Origin of the sequence: Butyricimonas synergistica DSM 23225 (genome assembly GCF_000379665.1) — a bacterium.
Taxonomy (GTDB): domain Bacteria; phylum Bacteroidota; class Bacteroidia; order Bacteroidales; family Marinifilaceae; genus Butyricimonas; species Butyricimonas synergistica.
Window position 1 is genome coordinate 223086 of the sequence record NZ_KB903369.1, and the last position, 23606, is coordinate 246691.

The 23606-nt window shown below is 38.9% G+C and carries 25 protein-coding genes and 1 pseudogene; 16 read left to right on the top strand and 10 right to left on the bottom strand.

The window, feature by feature from the left end:
- Positions 1–2: 2 nt before the first annotated feature.
- The 5 genes from A3CY_RS0116255 to A3CY_RS0116275 all read left to right on the top strand — a co-directional run bounded on the left by A3CY_RS0116255 (position 3) and on the right by A3CY_RS0116275 (position 4684).
- Positions 3–1520, top strand: coding sequence for a RagB/SusD family nutrient uptake outer membrane protein (locus A3CY_RS0116255; protein ID WP_018338995.1), 1518 nt, complete (start codon positions 3–5; stop codon positions 1518–1520).
- Positions 1521–1530: 10 nt separating this feature from the next.
- Positions 1531–2166: a fasciclin domain-containing protein gene (locus tag A3CY_RS0116260; RefSeq protein WP_018338996.1), complete on the top strand. Its 636-nt coding sequence runs from the start codon at positions 1531–1533 to the stop codon at positions 2164–2166.
- A gap of 32 nt (positions 2167–2198) precedes the next feature.
- Positions 2199–2633: a hypothetical protein gene (locus A3CY_RS22240; protein WP_018338997.1), complete on the top strand. Its 435-nt coding sequence runs from the start codon at positions 2199–2201 to the stop codon at positions 2631–2633.
- Positions 2633–3928 carry a thioredoxin family protein gene (locus A3CY_RS22245; RefSeq protein WP_018338998.1) on the top strand — a complete coding sequence of 432 codons (1296 nt, stop codon included), beginning with the start codon at positions 2633–2635 and terminating at the stop codon, positions 3926–3928. Before A3CY_RS22240 ends, A3CY_RS22245 begins: the two co-directional genes overlap by 1 nt.
- A 66-nt stretch (positions 3929–3994) precedes the next feature.
- Complete coding sequence (locus A3CY_RS0116275) at positions 3995–4684, top strand: DUF4163 domain-containing protein (RefSeq protein WP_081619492.1); 690 nt, start codon at positions 3995–3997, stop codon at positions 4682–4684.
- A gap of 109 nt (positions 4685–4793) precedes the next feature.
- Here A3CY_RS0116275 and A3CY_RS0116280 read toward each other — a convergent pair whose 3' ends face one another.
- Positions 4794–6695: a YfbK domain-containing protein gene (locus tag A3CY_RS0116280; protein WP_018339000.1), complete on the bottom strand. Its 1902-nt coding sequence runs from the start codon at positions 6693–6695 to the stop codon at positions 4794–4796.
- Between the two features lie 63 nt (positions 6696–6758).
- Between A3CY_RS0116280 and A3CY_RS0116285 the strand changes: the two genes are divergently transcribed.
- On the top strand, positions 6759–7388 hold the full coding sequence (locus tag A3CY_RS0116285; RefSeq protein ID WP_240388171.1) for an RNA polymerase sigma factor: 630 nt from the start codon (positions 6759–6761) through the stop codon (positions 7386–7388).
- The gene (locus A3CY_RS0116290) at positions 7375–8670 is read left to right on the top strand and encodes a carboxypeptidase-like regulatory domain-containing protein (RefSeq protein WP_018339002.1); all 1296 of its coding nucleotides are present in this window, start codon (positions 7375–7377) and stop codon (positions 8668–8670) included. The genes A3CY_RS0116285 and A3CY_RS0116290 overlap by 14 nt, the downstream gene beginning before the upstream one ends.
- Here A3CY_RS0116290 and A3CY_RS0116295 read toward each other — a convergent pair whose 3' ends face one another.
- Positions 8671–9561, bottom strand: a complete 891-nt coding sequence (locus tag A3CY_RS0116295) for a DUF4435 domain-containing protein (protein WP_240388172.1) — start codon at positions 9559–9561, stop codon at positions 8671–8673.
- Positions 9562–9746: 185 nt separating this feature from the next.
- Positions 9747–10583, bottom strand: a complete 837-nt coding sequence (locus tag A3CY_RS0116300) for an AAA family ATPase (protein ID WP_026207777.1) — start codon at positions 10581–10583, stop codon at positions 9747–9749.
- Between the two features lie 106 nt (positions 10584–10689).
- Here A3CY_RS0116300 and A3CY_RS23040 point away from each other — a divergent pair.
- Both A3CY_RS23040 and A3CY_RS0116310 read left to right on the top strand, forming a co-directional pair.
- A pseudogene (locus A3CY_RS23040) lies at positions 10690–10848 on the top strand (DMT family protein); the annotation flags it as partial.
- Positions 10849–10930: 82 nt separating this feature from the next.
- A complete protein-coding gene (locus A3CY_RS0116310) occupies positions 10931–11299 on the top strand; it encodes a DMT family protein (RefSeq protein ID WP_018339006.1) in 369 nt (122 codons plus the stop codon).
- 100 nt (positions 11300–11399) lie between these two features.
- Here A3CY_RS0116310 and A3CY_RS0116315 read toward each other — a convergent pair whose 3' ends face one another.
- From A3CY_RS0116315 to A3CY_RS0116335, 5 genes are all read right to left on the bottom strand, one after another.
- Complete coding sequence (locus A3CY_RS0116315; RefSeq protein ID WP_018339007.1) at positions 11400–12122, bottom strand: phage Gp37/Gp68 family protein; 723 nt, start codon at positions 12120–12122, stop codon at positions 11400–11402.
- Between the two features lie 91 nt (positions 12123–12213).
- Entirely contained in the window at positions 12214–12804 is a 591-nt protein-coding gene (locus A3CY_RS22250; RefSeq protein WP_018339008.1) for a hypothetical protein, read from the bottom strand.
- Positions 12805–13084: 280 nt separating this feature from the next.
- Positions 13085–13420 carry a hypothetical protein gene (locus tag A3CY_RS0116325; RefSeq protein ID WP_018339009.1) on the bottom strand — a complete coding sequence of 112 codons (336 nt, stop codon included), beginning with the start codon at positions 13418–13420 and terminating at the stop codon, positions 13085–13087.
- Positions 13421–13564: 144 nt separating this feature from the next.
- Complete coding sequence (locus A3CY_RS0116330; protein ID WP_018339010.1) at positions 13565–13978, bottom strand: hypothetical protein; 414 nt, start codon at positions 13976–13978, stop codon at positions 13565–13567.
- A 203-nt stretch (positions 13979–14181) separates the two neighbouring features.
- Positions 14182–15177 (bottom strand): hypothetical protein, encoded by a 996-nt coding sequence (locus tag A3CY_RS0116335; protein WP_040371944.1) that lies wholly within the window; start codon positions 15175–15177, stop codon positions 14182–14184.
- Positions 15178–16100: 923 nt separating this feature from the next.
- On the opposite strand from A3CY_RS0116335, the gene A3CY_RS22255 reads away from it, so the two are divergent.
- On the top strand, positions 16101–17039 hold the full coding sequence (locus A3CY_RS22255) for a hypothetical protein (protein ID WP_018339013.1): 939 nt from the start codon (positions 16101–16103) through the stop codon (positions 17037–17039).
- A 185-nt stretch (positions 17040–17224) separates the two neighbouring features.
- On the opposite strand, the gene A3CY_RS0116350 is transcribed toward A3CY_RS22255, so the two are convergent.
- The gene (locus A3CY_RS0116350; RefSeq protein WP_018339014.1) at positions 17225–18004 is read right to left on the bottom strand and encodes an HNH endonuclease; all 780 of its coding nucleotides are present in this window, start codon (positions 18002–18004) and stop codon (positions 17225–17227) included.
- 248 nt (positions 18005–18252) lie between these two features.
- On the opposite strand from A3CY_RS0116350, the gene A3CY_RS0116355 reads away from it, so the two are divergent.
- The 5 genes from A3CY_RS0116355 to A3CY_RS0116375 all read left to right on the top strand — a co-directional run bounded on the left by A3CY_RS0116355 (position 18253) and on the right by A3CY_RS0116375 (position 22476).
- Complete coding sequence (locus tag A3CY_RS0116355; RefSeq protein ID WP_018339015.1) at positions 18253–18732, top strand: hypothetical protein; 480 nt, start codon at positions 18253–18255, stop codon at positions 18730–18732.
- A 196-nt stretch (positions 18733–18928) separates the two neighbouring features.
- Entirely contained in the window at positions 18929–19381 is a 453-nt protein-coding gene (locus A3CY_RS0116360; protein ID WP_018339016.1) for a JAB domain-containing protein, read from the top strand.
- Positions 19382–19632: 251 nt separating this feature from the next.
- Positions 19633–20685, top strand: coding sequence for a DUF3871 family protein (locus A3CY_RS0116365; protein ID WP_018339017.1), 1053 nt, complete (start codon positions 19633–19635; stop codon positions 20683–20685).
- A 395-nt stretch (positions 20686–21080) separates the two neighbouring features.
- The gene (locus A3CY_RS22260; RefSeq protein ID WP_051082750.1) at positions 21081–22055 is read left to right on the top strand and encodes a leucine-rich repeat domain-containing protein; all 975 of its coding nucleotides are present in this window, start codon (positions 21081–21083) and stop codon (positions 22053–22055) included.
- A gap of 61 nt (positions 22056–22116) precedes the next feature.
- Positions 22117–22476, top strand: coding sequence for a hypothetical protein (locus tag A3CY_RS0116375; protein ID WP_018339019.1), 360 nt, complete (start codon positions 22117–22119; stop codon positions 22474–22476).
- Between the two features lie 97 nt (positions 22477–22573).
- Here A3CY_RS0116375 and A3CY_RS21410 read toward each other — a convergent pair whose 3' ends face one another.
- Positions 22574–22753, bottom strand: coding sequence for a hypothetical protein (locus tag A3CY_RS21410; protein ID WP_018339020.1), 180 nt, complete (start codon positions 22751–22753; stop codon positions 22574–22576).
- A 390-nt stretch (positions 22754–23143) separates the two neighbouring features.
- Here A3CY_RS21410 and A3CY_RS0116385 point away from each other — a divergent pair.
- Positions 23144–23606: ADP-ribosylglycohydrolase family protein (locus A3CY_RS0116385; protein ID WP_018339021.1), on the top strand; the 463-nt coding region annotated here is incomplete at its 3' end.

Consider the following 23606-nt stretch of genomic DNA (forward strand, 5'->3'; position numbering starts at 1 on the left):
TCATGAGAAAGATATTCTTATTAATTGTCGTGGCGTTGGGTATTTCTTCGTGTAGCGATTTGTTGGATGTAACGCCGGAGAATGCCGTTACCTTTACCAATTTTTACAAGTCCGAGTCGGATTTGAATTCCGTGTGCGCTCAAATGCATTCTTTTATGAAAAGCGTGGGAGCGGCAGAGAACTTGCACGTGAAGATGGGGATGATTTTTGATCATACTTCGGTAGCTTCTTATTCCGACGCAAAGAAGTTATTGCCGAGTGCTATTCTGAATAATATTCAAACGAAATGGAAAGGGCATTATGACGTGATTCATTTTGCGAATTTGATATTGGATAATATCCATCGGGTGGAGAATTTGGCGGATGATCGGAAGAATTTCTATTTGGGACAGGCGTATTTTGCTAAAGGGTTCATGTATTTCCGTCTGGCTCAGGACTGGGGACATGCCGTGATCACGAAGGATAGTGAGTCGCAGGCGATTCTGGGAAATAGTACTGATCAAGAGGTGTTGGTGGAAGCGATCCGGAATGCGGAATTGGCAGAAAAGGCGTTGGGTAAATTCGAGGAGTTGGTCGATTTGAACGGGAATGCCTTGCCTTCCAAGCAATACGGGAGTAAAGGTGCTGCCGTCGCTTTGTTGGCACATGCTTACGCATGGAAGGGGGCGATGATCGAGCTTTACGGTTGGAAAGATGACGCGAAGGCAGCTTACGAGAAGTCGATAGAATGGGCTACCGTTTTGATCGAGGATAAAGCGGGAAATTACGATTTGGAAACTGTGGAGAATCTTTGTCGCAACAGTTTAAGAGGCTATGGTAGCGAAAATATATTTTCGCTGGCATTTGACGAGTATGCTTCATCTTTCCCGATGACTGTATCCCTTGCCCGATTTCTTACAACGTGGCCGGTGAATACAACAGCTTCGGAGGCTGCCGTGAAGACGCGAACTTATGCGGTGAAAGCTTCCCGTATCCAAAATATGTATGAACTTCAAGACGAACGACGCCACAGCTTCTTTTATAAGTTGGATTCCATGGCAAACGAGGATGTGAATGTAACGGGCGGTTATGCCTACGTGTACAAGTGGAGAGAAGGGTTTTACAAAACATCTGTTACTGGTAGTGTTTCTATGACAAGCGTGGCTGCCGACTACGTGGTATGGCGTTTGGCAGACATTTATCTGTTGCGTGCGGAGTGTTACGCGAAATTGGGAGATGCCCGGGCGGAGGAAGATTTGAACATGATTCGTCGTCGGGCAAAAGCCACGGAGTATCCGGCTCCGGGCGATGGAGATATTCGTATGGCTATTTTCCGGGAACGGGAGAAGGAGTTGATTTACGAGGGACATCGCTATTACGATGCCGTGCGTAATAATTATCTGACGGAATTGGATCCGGTGTATGCCGAGTTGTCAAAACAGGATATTCAAGACGGTGTGCTTTATTTGCCGATTTATCAGGATGCTTTCGAGATGAATGATATTTTAAGACAGAATAGATATTGGTTTAAGTTTGAATAATTAGTGAGATATGAAAAAGATATTATGGGCGGTATTGATCGCGATAACAACGGTGGCTTGTCAGACTGATTATAACATGGACAACACGGGGTTGGCAAAAGGCAAGTTTGCTGGAACTATGTATGAGTATTTCCATTCCGATTCGTATAACTGGGATTCATTGCTTATCATGATAGATAAGGCCGGGTTGCAGAATTTGTTTAACGGGCGGGAAGCCGGTTACGAGGAGATCACGTTTTGGGGACCGACCAATCACTCGATTCGTCGTTGGATGCTGGAGGCACCGAAGCCGGGTGAAGCTGCCAGACCCCGGCGTTTGGAGGAACTGACTCCGGAAGAGTGTCGCAAATTTGTAATGGCTCACGTGGTAAAGGGAAAAACGATGTTGAACGATATTCCCCGCGGAACCGTCAGTATGGAAGGTACTTCCGGTGGAATGGTTATGACCGGAGGGGATGAGAACAATGAAATGTGGGTGTACACGGAGCAATTGCCTTATAACGGGGTGATCGGTGTAGGTGCCGTGGTCATAAAGATTCGCTCGTTGAGAACGAAAACGGATATTGACATCGCTTCTTGTAATATCGAGCCGACCACGGGCGTGGTACATTCCTTGCACCCGAATTACACGTTGGGAGAGTTGTGAAATGGTTGTGAAATGATGAAAATTAGAATGAAATGAAACAATTATATGCTATGATGTATTTGTGCATCTTTTTCTTGGTGGGATGCCATGACACGAAAATTGGTTATTTGAAAGCGGATAACGCGGCTTACGGTACCGACTCGTTGATTATTCGCAAGGAGTTGGATATCAAGAATGCGGATGATAAAAAGCGAATCGAGAAAGAGATCCCCTGGTTGACGGAGAACATACAAGGAGTGTTGGGCACCGCACCGTTGCGCTATCGTTTGGTGAGTGTAAAAGCTGCCTCTGCTGAAGCGGAAGCTATTTTCAAAAAAGAATTTAAAGTCCGCGGGGGAGGAATGATGGAGCTGCCTCTTTACACGGAGTTGCCTGTCGGGCGTTACGTGGTGACGTTACAAGTGTACAACGAGGATTATAGTGTGAACTTAGAGGATATTTATAAATTTATAGTGAGAGAGAAATAATGAAAGCATTGATTATAATCGTGGTATGGCTCCTGATGGGAGGAAATATTTTCGGTCAGGGAATAGAGTTCTTTTCGGGTACTTTGGATGAGGCGTTTGAACGAGCTAAGGAAGAGAAGAAATTGGTTTTTGTTGATTTTTACGCGGATTGGTGTGGACCTTGCAAGCAATTGGCTCAAGATGTATTCACGAAGCCTGAGGTAGGAATATATTACAACGAGAAGTTTATTTGCGTGAAAGTAAATGCGGAAGAGGTTTCCAATAAGGTTTATGTGAAGAAATATAAGGTAACATCCTTGCCGACACTGGTATATTTACAACCGGACGGGAAATTGGTTTCTTCGGTTTCCGGAACAATGAGCGTGGAGGATTTTATTATGGAAGGTCGGATTGTTGCTGGCGAGGAGTTGAGTTTTGAAGCGTTGTATGCCAAGTATAAGGCAAATTCCAAGGATATGAAGTTATTGCAGCAGGTGCTTGTACGGGCACCTGGTTTCGTGAGTGTGTTGGAAAAGCCCGTGGATAAGCAGAAATGGGTTACTCGCGTGGAAGATTTGTACAAGAAGTATATTACCACGAAACCGATCGAAGAGTTAATCAATAAAGATGACTTTAAAATTGTTCGCACTTTCCATAAAATGGATGGGAAAGAAGATCCGTTCCTGGAAAAAATGATAGCCCATTTGGACGAGTATATAGAGAATGTCGGGAAATACGCCGGTGCTTATTTATTGGAGTATAACAATAAAATGACTTCTCGTTTGGCTCGTTCCGGTAAGAAGGAGTACGAGAAATACGTGGAACGGGTGAGGGGGGATATGAAAGCTGCCTATGACTTGATGCCGGAACGTAACGTGAGTCCGTATGACCGTATTAAATATATGTACGACGGAGAGTATTTGATTTACTATAAAAAGGATGGAGAGGCGTATATGGAGTTGCAGGAAAAATACCTTAAAGAATTGGGGGATCAGGTAAATGATACGGATTATGGCAATGTCGTGCAAAATCTTTACGTGGGCACAAGTGGAAAAATTTCAACGGGATTGCATCAAAAAGCAGCCGATATGATTGTTAAAGCTTTGCAATATCCGAATATTGCCCTGATGAATAAGTTGAATATGATCGTTTTATTGGGAGATGCCAATCGGGAATTGGAGAAATACGATGAAGCTAAAAAATGCTACAATCAGGCATTCATGGAGTCCATGCAGTTGGAGCAGAAGATGACTCAACAAGCCGTTCAGATGACAATCAAGAGAAAGTTGGCGGCATTGGATTTGCAGAAAAAATAGTTGTGTTTTGAGATTAGGATAATGTTTTAATTCATAAATTTGTAGTACACAAAAATAAAACACACTATGAAAAGCACACTAATTATGGTAATGGGGCTGGCTCTTGCGTTTGTGGGATGCCAGCCTAGGGTTCAGGATCTGAACGTGAAACAGGAACACTCGGAAGTGACCTCGGAAGATTGTGACATTCAGATCGACCGTTCGGTTTTCTCTGCTGCAGACGAGGCTGTTAACAAAAGTTGCATGGTATTAAACGGCAAAATCGAGAAGTTGGTAAACGACTTGAGGGATAGCCTGCGGGCGGATGCCACGGAATTATTCCAAACATTCGCGGATAAACCGGATGAACGTCCGAATTGGAAGTATGAATTGATGGTTGACGATAGCGTGTTTATGGCTACCGACCAATTTATCAGCGTTCGTTTAAGGGTTTATACCTTCACGGGAGGAGCGCATGGAATGACGGTATATCATTCATTTAATTATGATGTGAAAAACCAAAAGTTCCTGACGAACAAGGAAATCTTGAATTATGCCAATGCCGCCCAGATTAACACGCGGCTGAAGGCTAATTTTAAGAATCCGGATGGTTGCTTTACGATGGAACCTACATTAGACTTAGTGGGGGCAATCAATTTTAATGCAACATCAGTTTATTTCTTGTACGGACAATACGTGCTCGGGGCTTATGCTTGTGGTTCCGCTGAAGTTGTTGTTCCTCGTACTGCCTTGCAAGGAGATTTGTTGATAAAATAATCATTCGTTTTAGTACGTGAAAGGTCTACAAAATCCGTTCGGATTTTATAGACCTTTTTTTTGTTCATCACTACTGAACAATATAATTCAGTAGTAATGAAGATATCATTTATTTCAGTAAGGCTACACTTTCAACCAGGCGGATAAATTCTTTCCGGTAACCTTCCGGGTCGTAACGGGTGGCTTTACGGGCGAGGAAGATAACGTCGTCATAGGTCAAGTTGTTTTTGTACTTGGAGTCTTGCAACAGCATCCCGAATCCTGCTACGGCTGCCGAGAATCGGAAGTTCTCGGAAGCGTTGTTCAACGAAGTGTTTTTGTCTATGGCAGAAACCTCCATTTTGGAACTTTTGTCTGAGTCCGGTTGTTTGTACCGGAGTTTCAACGTCAGGAGTTCCGGGCTATCTGTTAGTGATTTCTTTTCTTCTTTCTTCTCGGTTTTCTGGTATTTCAGCGGGTCTATGTCACCTAGTAGGTTACTCTTCACACCGACAGGGATAATCTCGTACAAGGCTGTCACGCTATGTCCGGCTCCCATTTCCCCGGCATCCTTCGTGTCGTCGTTAAAATCTTTGTCTTCCAGCAGGCGGCTTTCGTACCCGATTAAACGGTAAGCCTGTACCTTAGCAGGATTGAATTCAACTTGGATTTTCACGTCTTTGGCAACCGTGAACAGAGTGCCGCCGAATTCGTTGACTAAAACTTTCTTGGCTTCCGTCAGATTGTCGATATAAGCGTGATTCCCGTTACCTTTTTCTGCCAGCGTTTGTATCCGGTTGTCTTTGTAATTACCCATGCCGAAGCCCAGTACGGTAAGGTAAATGCCGGAGGAACGTTTGATTTCGATCAGTTTCTCGAGTTCTTGGGGAGAGGAAGGACCGATGTTGAAATCGCCGTCCGTGGAAAGAATAATCCGGTTGTTACCGCCTTTGATAAAGTTCGCTTCGGCAATCCGGTAAGCTCTTTGTATGCCGTCGCTGCCAGCAGTACCGCCTCCGGCGTGCAGGTTCTCGATAACGGAGAGTACCTTTTGCTTATCTTCGCAAGAAGTGGAAGGAAGTGCCTCTTCCGTGTGGTTAGCATAAGTGACGATCGCTACCCGGTCTTGTGGGCGAAGTTTTTGAACCAACAGTTTTAATGATGATTTTAGTAACGGTAATTTATTTTGAGAGTCCATGGAGCCGGAAACATCAATCAGAAATACTAGATTGGAAGCGGGTAGGTTGTCTATGGCAATTTCTTTTGCCTTGATACCGATATGTACCAAGCGGTGTTGCTGATTCCACGGGGCGGAGGATACTTCTGTCGTGATGCTTACCGGGTCTTTGCCCTGGGGGGCGGGGTAATCATAAGTGAAATAATTCAGCAATTCTTCCGTGCGAATGGCGTCGGCGGGAGGTATTTGCCCGTTATTGATAAAACGCCGCATATTCGAGTAGGAAGCAACATCTACATCAATGGAAAATGTGGAAAGCGGAGCGTCCAAAGCTTTTTGGAAATTGTTTTGCGAGAAACTTTTGTACTCTTCTGTGTTTATTGGAGCATATTGACGGCTATAACCTTGAACACGTATTTCTGAATTTAGAGTTCGAGTTTTTCTGCCATTAAGTCGCAGTTTTGCTTTTGATCCTTCTGCTCCCATAATAACAAATGATTCCTTTGAGTTTTTTTCATTGTTGGGAATTGTAATATCGTTAATGGGGATTCTTTCTTGCAAATAAACGTTTAGGACGGAGTCCTTTACGGGAACGGTTATTGATTTACATCCGATAAAACTGAATTGTAGAAAGTCGCCGATTTGTGCCGTAATCGTGTATTTCCCGTTGTAGTCACTTGCGCATCCGGTGCTAGTGTTTTTTATTAAAACTGTGGTTCCGGGAAGCGGCAAGCTATCTTTTGCGCTAAATACGACTCCGCGTACTTGTATCTTTTGTGAAAAAGCGGCGTGAGACAGCCCCATGCTTAGTATCAGGATAAAAGTGATCTTCGTGAAAATGTAACAGGTCTTCATAAGGCAATGTTTTAAAGTTTGTTTTACGAGAAGATGCATGCGAAAAAGAAATTCCATAAATGTGTGAAAGAATTTTTTATAAATTCGTATATTTGTGAAAATCAATACTTGGATGTGAATCAGGTGCAAGAATATAGAACGGATGAAGAACTTTTGCGAAAGTATTGTGCAAGGGGCGAATTGGTGTATCTCGTGGAGGTATACAAAAGGTATATGCCGCTTGTTTACGGTGTTGCGTTGAAATACTTGAAACGACCGGAGGATGCTCAAGATGCTGTTATGCAGTTATTCGAGGAGTTGATCGTGAAGGTGAAGGGAAGCGACATCAAATCTTTTAAAGCATGGCTCTACACTTGTGTCCGGAATTACTGTTTGATGGAACTTCGGAAGCGAAATAGAAATTTATCTGTTTCTTTGGACGATTCTTTTATGGAATTTTGCGATGATATTCATCTTACTATTGCAGGAGAAGATGAGGAGCGGGAAAAAGCGCTGAGGGAATGTATTGAGGCACTTCCCGAAAAGCAACGTATCAGCGTGAACCATTTTTTCTTGCAGGAACTGTCGTACAAGGAAGTGGAAGAACGGACTGGTTTTTCCATGAAGATGGTAAAAAGTTTTATCCAGAATGGGAAACGTAATTTGAAATTGTGTTTGGAACGTAAAGGAATAAATTCGTATGAAGCGGAATGATGATATAAAAGATTACCTGCGGGGCAACCGGAAAGGGAAGCCTGCCCATAAGCTGGAGCGGGAGGCTTTGTCTGATCCGTTTCTGTACGAGGCTCTGGAAGGGTTGACGACAACCCCAAGCGACCCGATTGACGGGTTGATCCGATTGGAGCGTCATCTGGAAGCACGGGTGCGTTCCTCCAGGAAAAAAAGCTGGGGGTGGTTGTATGTGGCTGCTTCTTTTTTAGTTTTAGCTATATGTGGGACAATTTGGCTTTTGCAGGTACAAGATGAGAAGGCGGGATTCCAAACGGATATGGCTCAGTTGTCCCCGGGGAATATGCGGTCGGCGGGAACGTTGATTTTGAGCAATGGGGAACGTGTAGATTTGTTAGAAAAAGATACATTGAAAGATTGTCACCCCGAGGAAGAACAAGTTAAAATGCAAAGATCGACGGTGGAGAATAAACAGGAAAAAGCTGTTGTTATGTCTGCCGATGTTGCGGAAGTACAAGTGAATGATTCCTCTGCCGAGGCAAATATGCAAACGAATGTAGTGGAGGGAATCGTGACCGACGAAAAGAATGAACCGATTCCGGGAGTTACGATTATGATCTCCGGGACTTCTATTGGGGGATGTACAGATCGGGAGGGGCGTTTCCGAATGGATATATTGAAGGAAAAAGCCCACATGACTTTTTCTTTTATCGGGATGGAGACTCAAGGATTTGAGGTGACCGCTGGTAGTCATCTGAACGTTAAATTGAAGGCTCAGGCAGGAGTTGATGATGTCGTCGTTACCGGTTTGGGAAAGGAGAAGGGGTTGAAGATGAAGTCCGCAACAGCTTCCGGACGTATCATCGTTGCAGACCGGGGAGAGGGGGAGGACTTGAAGGTGAGGTTGGCGACGGTTTCCGCGGATACCGGAATGGTTAAGATGCGGATTCAAGGGGCGAGTGTCGTGGTGTCTTCCGTGCCTGATTCGTTGGATGATGTGGCACGGTTTAACCGGTACATGGGAAAAGCGTTGCGGTTCCCAAAAACAGATCTGGAAGCAAATCATGCCGGTGTTATACAAGTGTCATTCGTCTTGAACGAGAAGAAAGTACCGAGTAGTATCCGCATAAAAGACGGATTCTCCAAGGAAAGCAATAAAGAAATGATCCGTTTATTGGCGGAAGGACCGAAATGGGAAAATACTCCTGCCGGAGAACGGATACACGTGAAGGTTTATTTCACCATCCAGGATAAAGATAAGCAGAAAGTCCGGGCTGTACTTGAAGTGGAAAAACCGAAAAAGTAATTAAAATAGTTTTCCGACATCTTCCTCTATTTTCAGAATGGCAGGGTAAGCCCCAAAGCGGATGTTTTTCTTTAGCTGGTCGTCGATACTGTTACGATAGCCGAATAGATTTACCCGGGGACGTCCGCCCATGGACGAATCTTTCGCTTCCCGCAGGACTTTTTTACATACCTCCCGGTTTAGGGCGTACACCATATCATACACGTTATGTCCCCGGATGAAAAGATAAGTCGTGTCGGGTGTTAATCCCATTTCTTTGTACTTCTCTTCCAGGATAGAAAGAGCTGCTTTGGGATAGGCTCTGCGTAATTGTGCCAGCTTCCGGTCTACCTTATTTTTCAGAATGTTTAATTCCTTGCGTCCGTTTTGTCGGATGTCGGGTCGGCGTTGCCATTCGAATGAGGCTAACTCGTTGAATTCCGCTATCGAGAAACGTTTCGGGTCGGCAACGAGAAAATAGAGATGCCACAAGAATAATTCATACACGATGTTCGAGTAGTCCTTCAAGAATCGTTTGAAATCAAAGCAATGATTAGGTAGCGTCGTGATCCGGCGACATAAATCGTTTAATCCTTCCTCGTAACAATGATGATTCTCGAACGAGTAGGTATATGTTTGAAAAATGTAATGTTCAATATCTATTCCTCTTTCTTGCAACAGGTAGCGGTAGTCACTGTCTATGCAGATGAAAAACTTCGGGTTCAGGTATTTGACGTATTTCAAGCATTGCGTGACGCCTTTCGTTTCATGTCCTCTCTCGTTCCGGGAGCCGGCAATAAAATGGAATCGGTCATTAGGGCGGAAGTGTTTTAGAACGGTACTCCAAAACACAATATCGTCTTTATCTTCCACGTGTATGGCAGCACGGCAACGCAACAATTGTGCATCCATCATAAATCGTTTGGCAGCGTGGTAGTAATATTTTTCTTTTGATACGGGAGGGCGAAGCATAGCAATTGAAAATTGAGAATTGAAAATGAAAGATTCAGATCGGCTCTTTCCTCCAATACATGGAAGGAGGGGAGGTGATAATTTTCAATCTGAAATCTAAAATCATAAATCTAAAATTAGTTGGATCATGGAATTAATAAGTCTTCGATAAACACAAGTTTGTCACCCCATCCGTCACCGAAAAGGCTTGGAGAGTGCGTGGACGTGATGATCTGGCAATGTGGGTTCAATTTTTGAATTTCTTCAAAAAGACGGTATTGCCACTCGATGTGCAACGATATTTCCGGTTCGTCCATGAGGAGGATGTACGGTTGTTCATCCATAAGGAAAACCCGGAGCAGGATAATCAGCAATTGTTTTTCCCCGGAAGAGAGTTTGTACAAGTGGATCATCTCGTTGCCATCCCGGAAGATCAGTTGATTCGTCATCGGGTCTATTTCTATCGTTTTCCCGGTGCCCGCGAACAGGTGGTTTACCGTGTCGTAGAAATTCCGGATACGGCGGTTGATCTTTTCTGCCTGGTCAGGGAAATTCGTGGCTCGGAGGCGATAGTCGGAGAAAGAATTGTTATTCTCACCTACGCTGTACACGATCTCTTTCAATTCGCTCAACAAGGGACTGTCTTCCTTGCCCATTTTCCGACGATCCCGGATAGGTACGTCGAATGTGCTTATCTTCAGGTAATTTACTCCTGATAGCTTTTGCCTGACAGAGGCAACGGAACTGTCTTTGCGGAAAATAATATCATTCCCGTCAATCGTGACTTCCGCCTCGATATTATACAGTTTCAACCGTTTGACATCGGCAGACAACAAGGCGTCGATAATATTGAAGAACGTCGTTTTACCGCTACCGTTAATACCTGTCAGGATATTCACGTCTGGATTCAGATTCTCCCATCGGAAACTATACTTTCCCCATATATTGCGAATCTCTATTTTTTGGATTTTATTTGCTTTCATGATTCCGGTACTTAAAGTTTGTCCCAATCGTTATCAACAAAGGTAATAAATTTTATACTTTTGTGTCGGTTTTAGAAAATCATTTCATGGATTAATATTTGATCGTATGCAGGGAATTTACGCGATATTGTTATTGATTGTTTCCAACATCTTTATGACATTTGCCTGGTATGGGCACTTGAAATTGCAGGAAATGAAGTGGATAGACAGCTGGCCCCTTTTCGGTGTAATTCTTTTCTCGTGGAGTATCGCTCTCTTCGAGTATAAAAATTCGTAATAACCCCTGACAAATTGAGCAGAAAATTTAAAAAAAAATCTGATGTTAAATTTCTTATAATGAATAATATATGAAAGGATTATATACGATATTATTACTTGTAGTTTCCAATGTTTTCATGACTTTTGCTTGGTACGGTCATTTGAAATTGCAGGAAATGAAGATTATTAATAATTGGCCCTTGATTGGAGTTATTTTAATATCATGGATGACGGCATTTTTTGAGTATTCATGTCAAATTCCAGCTAATCGCATTGGTTTTCAGGGAAATGGAGGACCATTTACGCTTTTGCAGCTTAAAGTTATTCAAGAGGTGATAACCCTTATTATTTTTGCCATTTTTACAATGGTCTTTTTTCAAGGGGAAACATTGAAGTGGAATCATTTAGCGGCAGCAGTATGTTTGGTATTAGCTGTGTATTTTGTATTTCTTAAATAATGAATTGTTATATATACACATATATTTTGTGAATAGTCAAAATAATAAACCAGCTACCCGTAACGAGTAACTGGTTTATCCATGTAAATGTATTATATTCTTATTTATCAGGTATCTTTTGGTACTCCTTACCATTTAAAAGATGTCCGTTTGCCTCTTTGCTTCGCTTCACCCCGTCACTACCCCATGTTCCCCATTGCTTGAAAAAGAAAGCCACACCTTGTACCTCTGCCTGATCCTTGATGTTCATTACCCATTCCTCTTTCATGGGTCTTGCCCTATTACCACTCTCACCACCTACTATTACCCAATCAATACCTGTCAAATCCAGTTCTCCCAGATTCTCTACAAGAGGTTCACAAGACAGGAATTTAAAAGAACCCTTTATTGACCTCAATATATCAACACGGTATTTGTATTCTGCCGCCTCTACCGTTGTTCCTAACCATACATTCTCTGGAATATAATGATCTCGGAAATACTCTTCCATTCTCTCTGGTCTTTTGGTTAATAACTGGTAGGTGTGCCGTGGAGTTTCCCAGATCGTGTTCATCACTTTGTCGATAAATTCAAAGGGAACTTCTTCATGGAATAAATCTCCCATGGAACAAACGAAGACCATGCTTGATTTCCTCCAACACTTGGGTTCTGCCAGTACATCTTCATGCAAGGTCAATTTAAACCCCTCCTTGTACTTGGCTTGCCCCATACCTTGAAGACGTAGAGCCATTGTCTTGGCGTAACAATTTCTACAACCTTCCGATTTTTGCGTGCATCCCGTTACTGGGTTCCACGTTCTTTCCGTCCATTCGATTTTTGTCATGTTTTTACTTCTATTTTATTAACTATATATGATATTTTATCAAGAGGGTAGGTAAGCTATCACTCACCATTCCCCCGTTGATTATTCCAGTCTATAAAAGTTCCCAATCCTCCCTGTAAAACATGGCTTCCGCATCCTCTTCAAGTTCCCAGTCTTCATCGGAATCCTTGCCATCAGGATTTGTTCCCATGTAAATAATCTCCTGTTCTTCTCTCCCCAGAAAAACGGCGATTATCTCGCTTTTATCAATCACTTTTTCAACCACGGTTTTAGGTTTCTTGGCAGTACTTTGGTTGCGTATGTACTGGTAAGCAAAAAACTCCGCAACTTTTTTATCTAGCGTCCAACTAACACCTTGGTGTTCTTTCGTGCTTTCCTCTACTGTCATTCCCCTGTAAATAGTCACTTTATCGGGAAGATTCTTCAAGAACTCTAATTCTTCCGTGGTCATTAACCTTTCCTTCCGTAGAGAGGCATACGTGAAAGCTTTTCTTACAACCCCACGGTAGTAATATAAATTATCACAACTTGAATAATAGTAACCAAGTAACTCTGCAAAATCTTCCACGTCTTTAATAAAAGTATCACAACAACACATCTCCATTAGCATTTCTAAACGGTTGTAACTATTAGAATGCAAGTCCATGTATTCTTCCACTTCTTCTTTTGTAATATATTCCATAACTGTATTAGTTTTAGTTTTTACAATTTTCTCTGTCACTGCCAGAGGTTTGTAAATCAATCATTGTTGATTGACAATGCAAAAATGCAACTTACAAATTCAAAGGCAGAAAGCCCATAAATGTTAAAATTGAAATATCCAATTTTGGGAAAGTCAAAAAAATAAATCATGGGCTTCAATAGTTTTATATAAAAAATTCTTGCAACAGGTTTATTTGGAAAATTGATAACACGGGTTTTAGAAGTTCTTGGCTCATAACCAAACCAAGAACTTCATTCTATCATACTTGAAGGTTTAATTCTTCAAACAGGTTATTCCCGAGATGTTTTGGACTTCCTCCCCCGTTAAAGGCGTTAAGCCATATACTCTTAGCCTTGGCGTGGAGGTTGTCAATTTTTGAACGATATTCTTGCTCGTCCCACACCTCCTCTTCTCCTGCCGTTTTCACGACATGAACACACTCGTCATGAATATCATCTATTTTTTCCTGCATATGAAAACATGCTTGGAATAAAACAGCCAATAATTTTTCTGGAGGTAACGAATCAAGACATTTCACGATCTTGTTAACAGCCCCCTCTGGTTCAATTTCAAATTGTTTCTTTTTTTGTATCATAAAAATAATAATTGAATTAATGGTAGATAAAACAGCTCTCTATTTCATTCTAACCAAAGTTTATTTCTAGTATTTCCCACATTCAGTTGAATGTAGACCATCCCAAACCCCGATAATTGAATTCGGGATGATCTTTCCAGTAGATTATTCCTCTTGTATTATTTCACGTGATATTGTTATCACTAGATTTACATCATAGAACATACCGTCCTGTTCCTCCTCGTCGCTATCTAAATCTTCTCGTGAAACAATCAAGATTTGTACATCTTTAAACTCGATATCAGGAAAAGTGCATAACAACTTCCTTTTTACCAAAGGTCGTATCGTATCTGGAAATATTTTTTCTACTAGCAGAGTGACGTCTGGGTTGTTATCCAAATATACATTATCGAGGTTAATAGTAAAAGTTGCTTCCTGCACGGGTAAGTCTTTAAACTTCCAAATAATGCAGGAAGTAAGGTTATCTAATCTCCCTATCGCAGCATAGCTTAAGACTACATTAGCTTCTGTTATGACTGCAAGACAATTCTCGTCTAAAATAGTATTTCTGGTATCCATGTCGTTATTTTTATGGATTCTACATTTTGCATCCAACAGGGCTGGAGCTTACCCTCAATCTTGGAAGAGGTGCGCGCCGTCATTCTTGATTGACGACACAAAACTATAGAAGCAATAAATGAAAATTCGCAGAGAAATAGTTCCAGTATTTTTACTATTCTCTGCGAATTTTTCAAGAAAAAAATGTATGACGGCTAGTGTTGTTACCAAAAATAAAGTTTGGAAGGGTTATTGGGGGAGATTCTATAATTACCTTGTGATGCGGGAACCCATTGGGGTTTGTAATCGCCTTTTTTGAAATATTCAATCACGGATTTTATTGTTGCATTAACTACATCACCTTCTTCTATTATACACATGTACTCGTAGATAAAATCATGTATTTTGCTATCCTTTAACTGGGAATGTTTTTTTAATAAACGGTATATCCCCATTATTACAAGGTTTCGTGCTGGGTTATCTGCCTTTCGTCCTTTCTTTGATGAATAGACTTCCTTTAATTCTTCTTCCGCTTCTTCAATAGAATTTACTCCCAAGTATATATGTAGGTAGGAATCTAGGAGATTGGTGAACCAGCTCTCCATGGGGTTGTTAATGATGATCTTTTCTTGATTGTTACTTAAAGTGATTGATTTGTCTTTCTTCCTTTTATCCCTCTTAAGGAACAGGTAGAGTTGTAGCATTTCAGGTCTTACTTGCTGGAAATAGGTATCCATGTTGTAACTTTGCTCCAGTAATTCTGGGTCTAGGATAGGTTTGAACGCTTCATGCTTCTTGTAGATAATGGCTAGTATCCAGAGGACGTGAACCATGGCAACTTGATATTCTTCTGGGATATTACTTCCCTCAACTAGTTCCTCTATCTTTTTCTTCAATCCATCATCTTTAAAAAGGATACCTTTTATGTTGTTTGTCATGTAAGCTAAGGTATCAACCACTTTTATCATCTTTTGCTCTCTAGGAGCGTAACGTTGCCAATCAAACGGGTTATCACTTGTCGCCAGTTCATCTAGCGTGCTTGGAACTTCCACCCTGTACTTGTCTTCTAGTTGTATGTTATGTAATCCTGCTGGGTGAGTTGCTAGATACATTCTTTCTATTTCAGGGTATAACATCGCCCTGTCATAAGCGAAGTATTCTTTTAATGCAGGTTCAATATCCTTCAACGTTTCTATTAAAATCATCTCGTTTGCTTCCATAATCATTCTTTTTAGCCGCTTAAAAGTAGGAAATATTCCCCCTACCTAAAAGAGGTGACAAGAAAAATAACAGGTATTATCCCCAGTTAATATTTTATCATGTAGTGAAAAATTTGAAGCATTTTACTGTTATATACCCGATCCGTTAAAAACTCACCAACCTGAATATATCCAGTACAAGTACATCTATAACTTGAAAACTTGCCTGTTAGCTACCCTTATCTTCAATATTCTCACTTTATATATACCTCAACTCTATTTTTAAAGAATACCTATACTCTATTTGTCGGTATGCCAGATAGTTAGTATCTTTGTATCATCTTAAAGATCAAAGCATACCATTTGAAACAATCATATAAGGATTCCTATTACTCCTTGCAAGTCCACCTGTAAGGAGTAATTTTTGGTCTTCAAGTGGCACTAAACTAGATACACCATACTAATCAATCAAACTATTAAATCATGTACACTTACGAGCGATTAAGGCGATTAGCCATACAATCTGGTATCCCAGATAACAAGGTATCCATAGGATTCTGGATAAAGTCTAAAGGGCTGAAAAAGATTAAAAAACAGGTAGATAAAGAGAGAAAGATATACTACGTTCCAGATGAGAATACTAGAATCCAGATACTACCACCCTGTAAAGATTAACCTATAAAGCTACATGATATAACTGTATTTCATGTAACCAGAGATTCCAACCTGAAATAGAGAGATTATCCAACCATAAAGATCAATATTTAAAAGTTGGGGATTTGACGGGGTATGCTTTTAGGGAATTGACAGGGTACATACTATTAACTAGTAAACTAATAACTAGTACTGGTGTTACAGGCTTGCCAGCCTATCCCACTAAATAAAAGCAGAACCAGAAAGTCCATAGATCATTTTTAGATGGTTGTTTCAAACTGGAATTAATAATGGCGAATGAAGAAGAAAAGAAGGATTATAGAATCATAACGAGAGATATTGCAGGTAAACTGAACCTGAATGAAACACACCTGTTTACATGGTTACTTTTTAAATCAGATTATGAAACAGGAGAATCCCATGTACTGAGGGAAACACTTCGTGAGGTTACTGGCATTAAAGATGTGGATACCATTTCCAAGTACACTGCCAAATTTGAAGATTTAGGCTTCCTGCGTAAAGAGTATAATTACAGGAACAATGAAGGACAGTTAACCACGCCTGTTACGTATCATGTAAACATTCCAAAGAGTAACTGGGTCAGGTTCAAGAAAGATTTATTACTGGAAGATATTCCTGATGAATTAAAAGCCTTCCTAGTGCTACTTAAATGTTTATGTATCAATAATACCAATATCACTTGCTATAACAAGACAGAAATATCAAGACGATTAAATTTATCTCCTAAAACAGTAAAGAAATATATAGATTTGGCAGTAAAGCATCATAAACTGGTGGAAGTTAATAATTTCTTCCTTATCACGGATAGTAATATTATACTGGATGCCCCACATACTAAAAGTAATTTTGGACCGAGAACTTTTGATAAGTTAGCTAGAGAGAAATATGATATTATATATAATTATTGTATAGAGAAGAATGTTATCCCACCTCCATACGATTTCAAGCTAATGGAAGTGTTATGTATTCACAGGTACGATCAACCAGAAGAGGAACTGGAAACGGCAGTTAGAAATAGAGATAGAAATGCCAAGAAGCATTATAACTATTATTCATTGAAATATAACCTCCCTAAATTATGCCCTAACCTGCCACCCCAGATACATAGTTTACAGTATTTCCTTACTTCATTGATAAATACTAAATGTTATAAAGAAAGAGTTCCCCACCCAGAAGAAGAAGTGAAATTACCAGTATTATACCTTTAGTTGTATTATAATAGAAATAATATTTAAAAATCAGTGATAAGTTTATATATTCATCTACCCATTGAAAATTATAATCCACCTTTTGTTTATACAAGCAAAGTTTGCAAAAGTTCAAAATAACATTATGTGAATCTTTACTATAGCCCTAGTAAAGTTTATGGATTTTGCGATAAAAAATGTATATATTAAGAATTTAAGTTTATAATATTTTTCATCTCTTCTATTGTATAAAACGGATTTCTGCGATGAATTATGCTATGACAATTAGAACACACCATTATTAAATCGTTAATATCAGTTATTTCTCCCTCCTCGTCCATTTCTGATATTGGTTTTGTGTGATGTGCTTCAATAAAATCATATCCCGCATTACCATATATCTCTCTAAAATTAAATCCACATATTTCACAATAAAGTTGACCTCCGTGATTTATTTTGAATTTAGCTTTTGCAGCCTGAATTAATTTAGAATCTCGTTCCCTATATTTATGATGATTTACCTCTTTAATTTTCCCTTCTGTATATTCACTCCTACACTCTGTTACTGACTTTAAATATTCTTCTGGAACATCTTCTAATCTCCAGAATTTTCGAGGGCGTTTGTATATTTCAGTAACAGGAATACCTAGTTGTTGACAAAAAGACTGGTACTCGCATTCTAATTCAGTATCTGGTTGTTGTTTTACCTTTAATACTTTAAATATAAAACCACCTGTTTCTCGTCCAGTAATTTCTTTTTTTTCTATATTAATTTTATGTATTTTCAGGTTATTCTTTTTATATCCAATATATTTACTAGGAACGAAATGCCAGCCATTTCCAGTCTTATACGATACAAAATTACGTCCACGTTGTATGAGCCCTATCATTTCTACTTGTAATTTTTTTCCCTCTTCACAAGCTAAATATTTCTCAACTTGGGCTATATTTTCATATATATCTTCTTTTCTTTCTATTGCTTCCATAATAAAAAATTGAAATTAGTACAAATCTAAAAAATAATTAGTACAAATAGTAACATATATTTCTTTATTATTCATTTGTGGGCGACACGCCAAACATATACCTACCCTCTATAAAACACCCCCTCCCCTTCAATTTCAGGTTGGCATTATATTTTGAAGAGTGTTACACGCTAGGGTAGTGTAACCATTTATACCCCCACCCCAAGAGTGAAGAAAATCAAATTAATTAATCAAAAAACTCATCAATTATGAACTTGAAAACTTACTACCAAAATTTGGAGGTTGCCCAACCTAACAATTCCCTTGAACTCAACCCAGAGTTGATTGAAAAGTTTAAAAATCAGGTGGCGGTATTACCCACTCCCGTTAAGGTTGGTGATGAAATGACCGTTATTGACTTCAAAGGGGAAAACCCTCAACAATTACAACTGGTTTGCGCCTTGGGAGAGGAAGAGGTGAAAGAGATTAAATACACTCAACTAGTGCGTGCCAGCCAGAAAGGGGACATCACGCCAGATGATATTCCCTGTGACCCCGCCATAGAACAGAAACATGGTGACAAGTTACGTTTCATCTACTCTTTCGCCAAGAACATGATGCTAGACCAGCTTATCCTAGCGCTTAAAGGCAAAACCATAGTGTTGTGCGGTCAGGTTGAAACTCCTGCCGTTTACGCTGGAACCAAAACAAAGATGCAGATCAAGAAATTCGCCTACTTGGAAGAGTAGTTAAAGATACAGGGACAGGGAGCGCAGTGGATAGGGGAAAGATATTGTTATACCAGAGTGAAGAAAACATTGACTTTCTAAACAGGCAGTATAAACAAGAATCTTTCCTCTCCATTGCCAAACCTGATAAACTTACAACTCTCTAAATTTCATTACCATTAACGTATTCAAATTAAAAATCAAGTAAAACAATATCATGAAAGAAGAATTGATAAAAGTGCCAGTAGTGGAACTGGTGTACAGGAATAACACTAAACCTTCTAAAAGGTATAAAATAGTAACCGCTAAAGACGTCCACGAGTTACTGGTTTCTCCATTTAAAGATACCATCGAACACCATATCTCAACTAGAGTTATCCTGTTAAATGGTAGGAATCAAGTGTTAGGTATATCCACAATCAGTGAAGGTGCGTTATCTTACAATATCACGGATATAAGGTTTATAGTACAGCTAGCGGCACTCTCTAATTGCAAGAGTTTAATAGTTTGTATAAATCAACCTTCTGGTGATATTGAACCAACTAAACAGGATGATGAACTGGTACAACAGGTAAAGATTGCACTTTCATATATAGATGTAGAGTTATTGGATTATGTCCTATATTATGAAGAGGGGTATTACAGCTATTCAGCTAACGGTAAACTTTAGAAATTGGAGTTGGTGAATTTTTGTCTGGATTGGTATATATAGCCAATAAGGACAATAATTCTCACCACCAATAGAACGTAAACTATAAATATATTTCCAGTTCTATTTTTTAACTGGCATAACGCTAGAGAATGAATAAATCAAGTAAAAGTGATAATGAACATTATAAATCAAGGTTGGTGGAGAATTTATGAATTGTATATATAAACTGAAAATTTAAATATTTCCACCACCGTTAAATAGACTAGATTATGAGTACAGCGATATTAATTCCAAGTCAAAATGAAGGATTGTTGCCAGTTTTATTTGGCAGTGATAACATGAAAAAGGAAGAACCTACCTACACTCCTTATAAAGTAGTAAATGAACCAACCAAGAAGGAAAGGAGGAAACATTTCATAGAGGCTAACACCACGCCAGTAGATATGCAGCATTTAAAGAATGATTGTATAGTGCCAGTGTTCAGCAAGGATAACGAGATGACAATATCCCATCCAGCATTTATTGAAACAGTTCATAAGGTAGCCAGTGAATTGTTTAGAGGGGAAAGTATTGATGAAACTGATATAATGGTTAGCCATGTTATAAAAGGTAGGATTCCAGAAGCCATACATAAACCAGTATCTGAATTACTGGAAACGGATAAAACTATCTATTATGAAAGAATGGCGTTCGCTTTCGAGATTCCCACTATTTATGAATCTATAAACGGTAACAGGGTTAATCTATGTATCACGGGAGTGAGAGCGTATAACAGGGAGAACCTCTATTCAAAGAAGACTTCTGAGAGGTTTAGTGTTGCTATTGGATTCCAGAATAAGGTATGTTGTAACCTATGTACTTTCACGGATGGATTCCAGACTGATTTAAGAGCGATGAGTTGCCATGATCTCTTTAGAGGTGTTATGAAGTTATTCCAACAGTATGATGCGGACAAGCATTTAAGGTTGATGAAGAGTTTCACGGGTTCTTACCTCACGGAACACCAATTCGCACAATTCTTGGGTAAAAGTAGGTTGTATCAATGTTTACCTGCCAGAGAGAAGAAGCGTTTACCCTACATGGAGTTGACGGATAGCCAGATTAACATGGTGGCTAAAGCGTATTACAATGACGATAATTTCAAGAGGGAACATGGAGAGAATGAAATTAATTTATGGAAATTCTACAATATGCTTACAGGTGCGAATAAATCTTCTTACATAGATAATTTTCTTGATAGATCATTAAACGCCACGCAATTAACGGAAGGAATAGATAGGGCGTTACATGGAGATAACACCTATAAATGGTTTATAGAGTGAAAACCGTTAGGAATAAATTCTTTTTATTCCATTGATTAGTCTAATTTTGTGACACAGCAACCCTAAATTGCGTTTGTTAGATGCTGAAATTTATTTACTTTTGTGGTGTCATTCGGTTTACTGGATGGCAGACATATTGAATTAATGGAAGCGTTTAGTTTTATCCTTTACGAAAAAACGACCAAATTTTTAGACTAAAGGGATAGACAGACACAAACGCTCATGCTTGCCGTATATATACCTACTATATACATGGTTTGCGTGGGGTTGCTGTTTATTTTTAGTCGGGTTACTTGGTCGTACCTTTCGTAAGATAAGCTGACAACTACCACGCTTTCTTGTTTATATTAATTACTTCTTTGGTGGTTGGAAGTAAAGATAAATTACAATTTAACATGAAAAAGATTTTTTTATTGATGATGTTACTGGCTACGGTGTTCGTGGCTTGTTCTGATGATGATGAAAAGGACAATAATCTCCCAGAAGAACCTACTGAAACGATAGATTATTGGTATATCACAATGAATGTTGACATTCGTTCTAACGATCAAGATATAAGCATAACTTGTGCTCAAGCTGATAGTATTAGATGGGGAAATGCTGGCAATGAATTTATTAAAGCTAATTTTTGGAATACTAGTCAAACAACGCTAAGAGCACCTTTGTATGATTTGGGTAATTATACCATTACAATAAAAGGTCATGAACCGATCACGAAATTTGGATGTAAGTCAATACCAAATTACGGAGATGAAATCCCTGATGCGGTCATAACATCATTTGATATTAGTGCTCCTGATTCTATAAAAGAAATAGAAGTATATAATACCAAAATAACTACTGTAGATTTAAAGAAATATCCAGCTTTATCCTCTGTAAGTATTAGGCTTAGTCATAAAATAGAAACCATTGATGTTAGTAATTGCCAAAAACTTGAAGAATTATGGTGTTTTGACAATCAAGAACTAATTACATTAAATGCCAGTAATTGTATAGAACTTAAGGAATTATTGTGCTATAATAATCAACTAACGTCATTAAATGTTAGTAATTGCGCAGGACTTAAGGAATTGTCATGCTATCACAATAGACTAACGTCATTAGACCTTAGTGGTTGCCCTAAACTTGAGAGCTTAGAATGTGCTCATAATCAATTAACGTCATTAGATATTAGTAAATGTACAGAGCTTAAGGAATTGCTGTGTCACAAAAATTTATTCAATAATGATACAATGAATGCCATTTATAATAGTTTGCCTGATAGAACAGGAAAAGAAGCAGGAAGAATTAGTTTTAGTCAAGGTGACGCAAAAGGTGATATAAGCATCGCTAAAAATAAAAATTGGAAAATAGAAACAGGATTTAATTAAAGTAACCTTTTATCACTTCAATACTTCCAAGTAATGAAAGTGGTAACTATTTTATTAGATTATGAATGAAATTAAAATAGAGATACGTTGGAAGCAAACAGATAAAACTCCAATCGAACTAACAAAAACTTTCTTTCAACGTAACGAGTGGGCAGTGTTGAAACAGAATGATGTTATAAACGGTGTCTTTTCATTTGGTTGCGCAGATAGTAAGTTAGTGGATATTCAAATTAATGATAGAAATGGAAAAGAGGCAGATTGGGCGAAGCAGCTAATTAATGCTTTAAAACAAGAAAGCGATCACATTTCATCTGTCTATCTTTATTCTAACAAGGAGTTACAGGACATGCAAGATAACGACATTATCAGTGCCGAAGAGAATACATCACAAGGTTATAAATATATAGTGCCATTAAATTAGTATGGTGTGCTAGTATGGTGTGAGGGGATGATAGACTTCAGTTTGTCATCCCTTTTTGTGTATAAATAAAGAAAGCCAGCACTTTTGAGGTACTGGCTTATTTGTGCTGTCTTTTCTTGACAAGCTTCGGTTTGGGACTTCCAAAAATATCAGGATATAACATTTTTAATCTCTCCATGTTTACATACCTGAATAAATCCATTTCATGGAAAATTCGATAATGTTCCATTCCAAACCATTCTGAATCGGTGGTTTTTCCTTTCTCACGTAATTTCATAGGAACAAATTTTTCTAACAAACAAAAGAGTATCTAATTCAGGAAAGAACATCAGACCAATCATTTACATGTACAAAAGTACTAATTGAACAGGATAGCACCAAATAAATATGTCAGAATATCAGATATTTATATATATAATAACGTGTTGATTTATTGTTATGTTGACAGCTTTGAAGATAAAGAATATTGCATTTTAGATATTTCTCATAACAGAATTTTAGTTAGTGAGTAATTATCTTCATATTAGGTATTATATACCAATTCAAGAGAAAAGTCACCATGTTCAAATTTTAAGATTTAGAAAAACATATTGCTTAAAAAACTATCACAAACAAGGGGATTTATATATATTTATATCATCAAATAGACCTCATAAACATATAGAATATGAACAACTTAAACAAAGATATATTATTAGGAACAGCTATAGGTGATGCTTTAGGATTGCCAGTTCAATTTTTAGATAGAGAAGTTATAGCAAAAAATCCAGTTACGACAATGGAGGGACTCGATCAGTTTAATATACCAGCAGGTACATGGTCTGATAATACTTCTTTATCCTTTTGTCTAGCAGAATCCCTCTGTAATGGTTATGACCTAAATGATATTATCAACAAGTTCACGAAATGGATGTATGAAGACTATTGGACACCAGCTAACGAAACATTTGATATAAACTATATAAATTATTTTGCCATTGTAAATTTAAGAAATAATGGATCTCCACATGTAACAGGGATAGACAATAAACGAGGTAACCGTGACGGATCACTCATGAGGATTCTTCCACTAGTACCTTATATCCTTAACATGGAGGAAGAAAATAGATTTAGGATAATAAAAGAAATTT

Excerpts from the sequence above, each read along its gene's own strand:
- A3CY_RS0116350 (WP_018339014.1), bottom strand. The coding sequence starts at position 18,004 with ATGGAAGCAATAGAAAGAAAAGAAGATATATATGAAAATATAGCCCAA.
- A3CY_RS0116375 (WP_018339019.1), top strand. The coding sequence starts at position 22,117 with ATGAATGAAATTAAAATAGAGATACGTTGGAAGCAAACAGATAAAACT.
- A3CY_RS0116315 (WP_018339007.1), bottom strand. The coding sequence starts at position 12,122 with ATGACAAAAATCGAATGGACGGAAAGAACGTGGAACCCAGTAACGGGA.
- A3CY_RS0116290 (WP_018339002.1), top strand. The coding sequence starts at position 7,375 with ATGAAGCGGAATGATGATATAAAAGATTACCTGCGGGGCAACCGGAAA.
- A3CY_RS0116295 (WP_240388172.1), bottom strand. The coding sequence starts at position 9,561 with ATGGATGCACAATTGTTGCGTTGCCGTGCTGCCATACACGTGGAAGAT.
- A3CY_RS0116300 (WP_026207777.1), bottom strand. The coding sequence starts at position 10,583 with ATGAAAGCAAATAAAATCCAAAAAATAGAGATTCGCAATATATGGGGA.
- A3CY_RS22250 (WP_018339008.1), bottom strand. The coding sequence starts at position 12,804 with ATGGAATATATTACAAAAGAAGAAGTGGAAGAATACATGGACTTGCAT.
- A3CY_RS22255 (WP_018339013.1), top strand. The coding sequence starts at position 16,101 with ATGGCGAATGAAGAAGAAAAGAAGGATTATAGAATCATAACGAGAGAT.
- A3CY_RS0116325 (WP_018339009.1), bottom strand. The coding sequence starts at position 13,420 with ATGATACAAAAAAAGAAACAATTTGAAATTGAACCAGAGGGGGCTGTT.
- A3CY_RS22240 (WP_018338997.1), top strand. The coding sequence starts at position 2,199 with ATGAAACAATTATATGCTATGATGTATTTGTGCATCTTTTTCTTGGTG.
- A3CY_RS0116310 (WP_018339006.1), top strand. The coding sequence starts at position 10,931 with ATGAAAGGATTATATACGATATTATTACTTGTAGTTTCCAATGTTTTC.
- A3CY_RS0116355 (WP_018339015.1), top strand. The coding sequence starts at position 18,253 with ATGAACTTGAAAACTTACTACCAAAATTTGGAGGTTGCCCAACCTAAC.
- A3CY_RS22260 (WP_051082750.1), top strand. The coding sequence starts at position 21,081 with ATGAAAAAGATTTTTTTATTGATGATGTTACTGGCTACGGTGTTCGTG.
- A3CY_RS0116335 (WP_040371944.1), bottom strand. The coding sequence starts at position 15,177 with ATGGAAGCAAACGAGATGATTTTAATAGAAACGTTGAAGGATATTGAA.
- A3CY_RS22245 (WP_018338998.1), top strand. The coding sequence starts at position 2,633 with ATGAAAGCATTGATTATAATCGTGGTATGGCTCCTGATGGGAGGAAAT.
- A3CY_RS0116255 (WP_018338995.1), top strand. The coding sequence starts at position 3 with ATGAGAAAGATATTCTTATTAATTGTCGTGGCGTTGGGTATTTCTTCG.
- A3CY_RS21410 (WP_018339020.1), bottom strand. The coding sequence starts at position 22,753 with ATGAAATTACGTGAGAAAGGAAAAACCACCGATTCAGAATGGTTTGGA.
- A3CY_RS0116365 (WP_018339017.1), top strand. The coding sequence starts at position 19,633 with ATGAGTACAGCGATATTAATTCCAAGTCAAAATGAAGGATTGTTGCCA.
- A3CY_RS0116280 (WP_018339000.1), bottom strand. The coding sequence starts at position 6,695 with ATGAAGACCTGTTACATTTTCACGAAGATCACTTTTATCCTGATACTA.
- A3CY_RS0116360 (WP_018339016.1), top strand. The coding sequence starts at position 18,929 with ATGAAAGAAGAATTGATAAAAGTGCCAGTAGTGGAACTGGTGTACAGG.
- A3CY_RS0116260 (WP_018338996.1), top strand. The coding sequence starts at position 1,531 with ATGAAAAAGATATTATGGGCGGTATTGATCGCGATAACAACGGTGGCT.
- A3CY_RS0116330 (WP_018339010.1), bottom strand. The coding sequence starts at position 13,978 with ATGGATACCAGAAATACTATTTTAGACGAGAATTGTCTTGCAGTCATA.
- A3CY_RS0116275 (WP_081619492.1), top strand. The coding sequence starts at position 3,995 with ATGAAAAGCACACTAATTATGGTAATGGGGCTGGCTCTTGCGTTTGTG.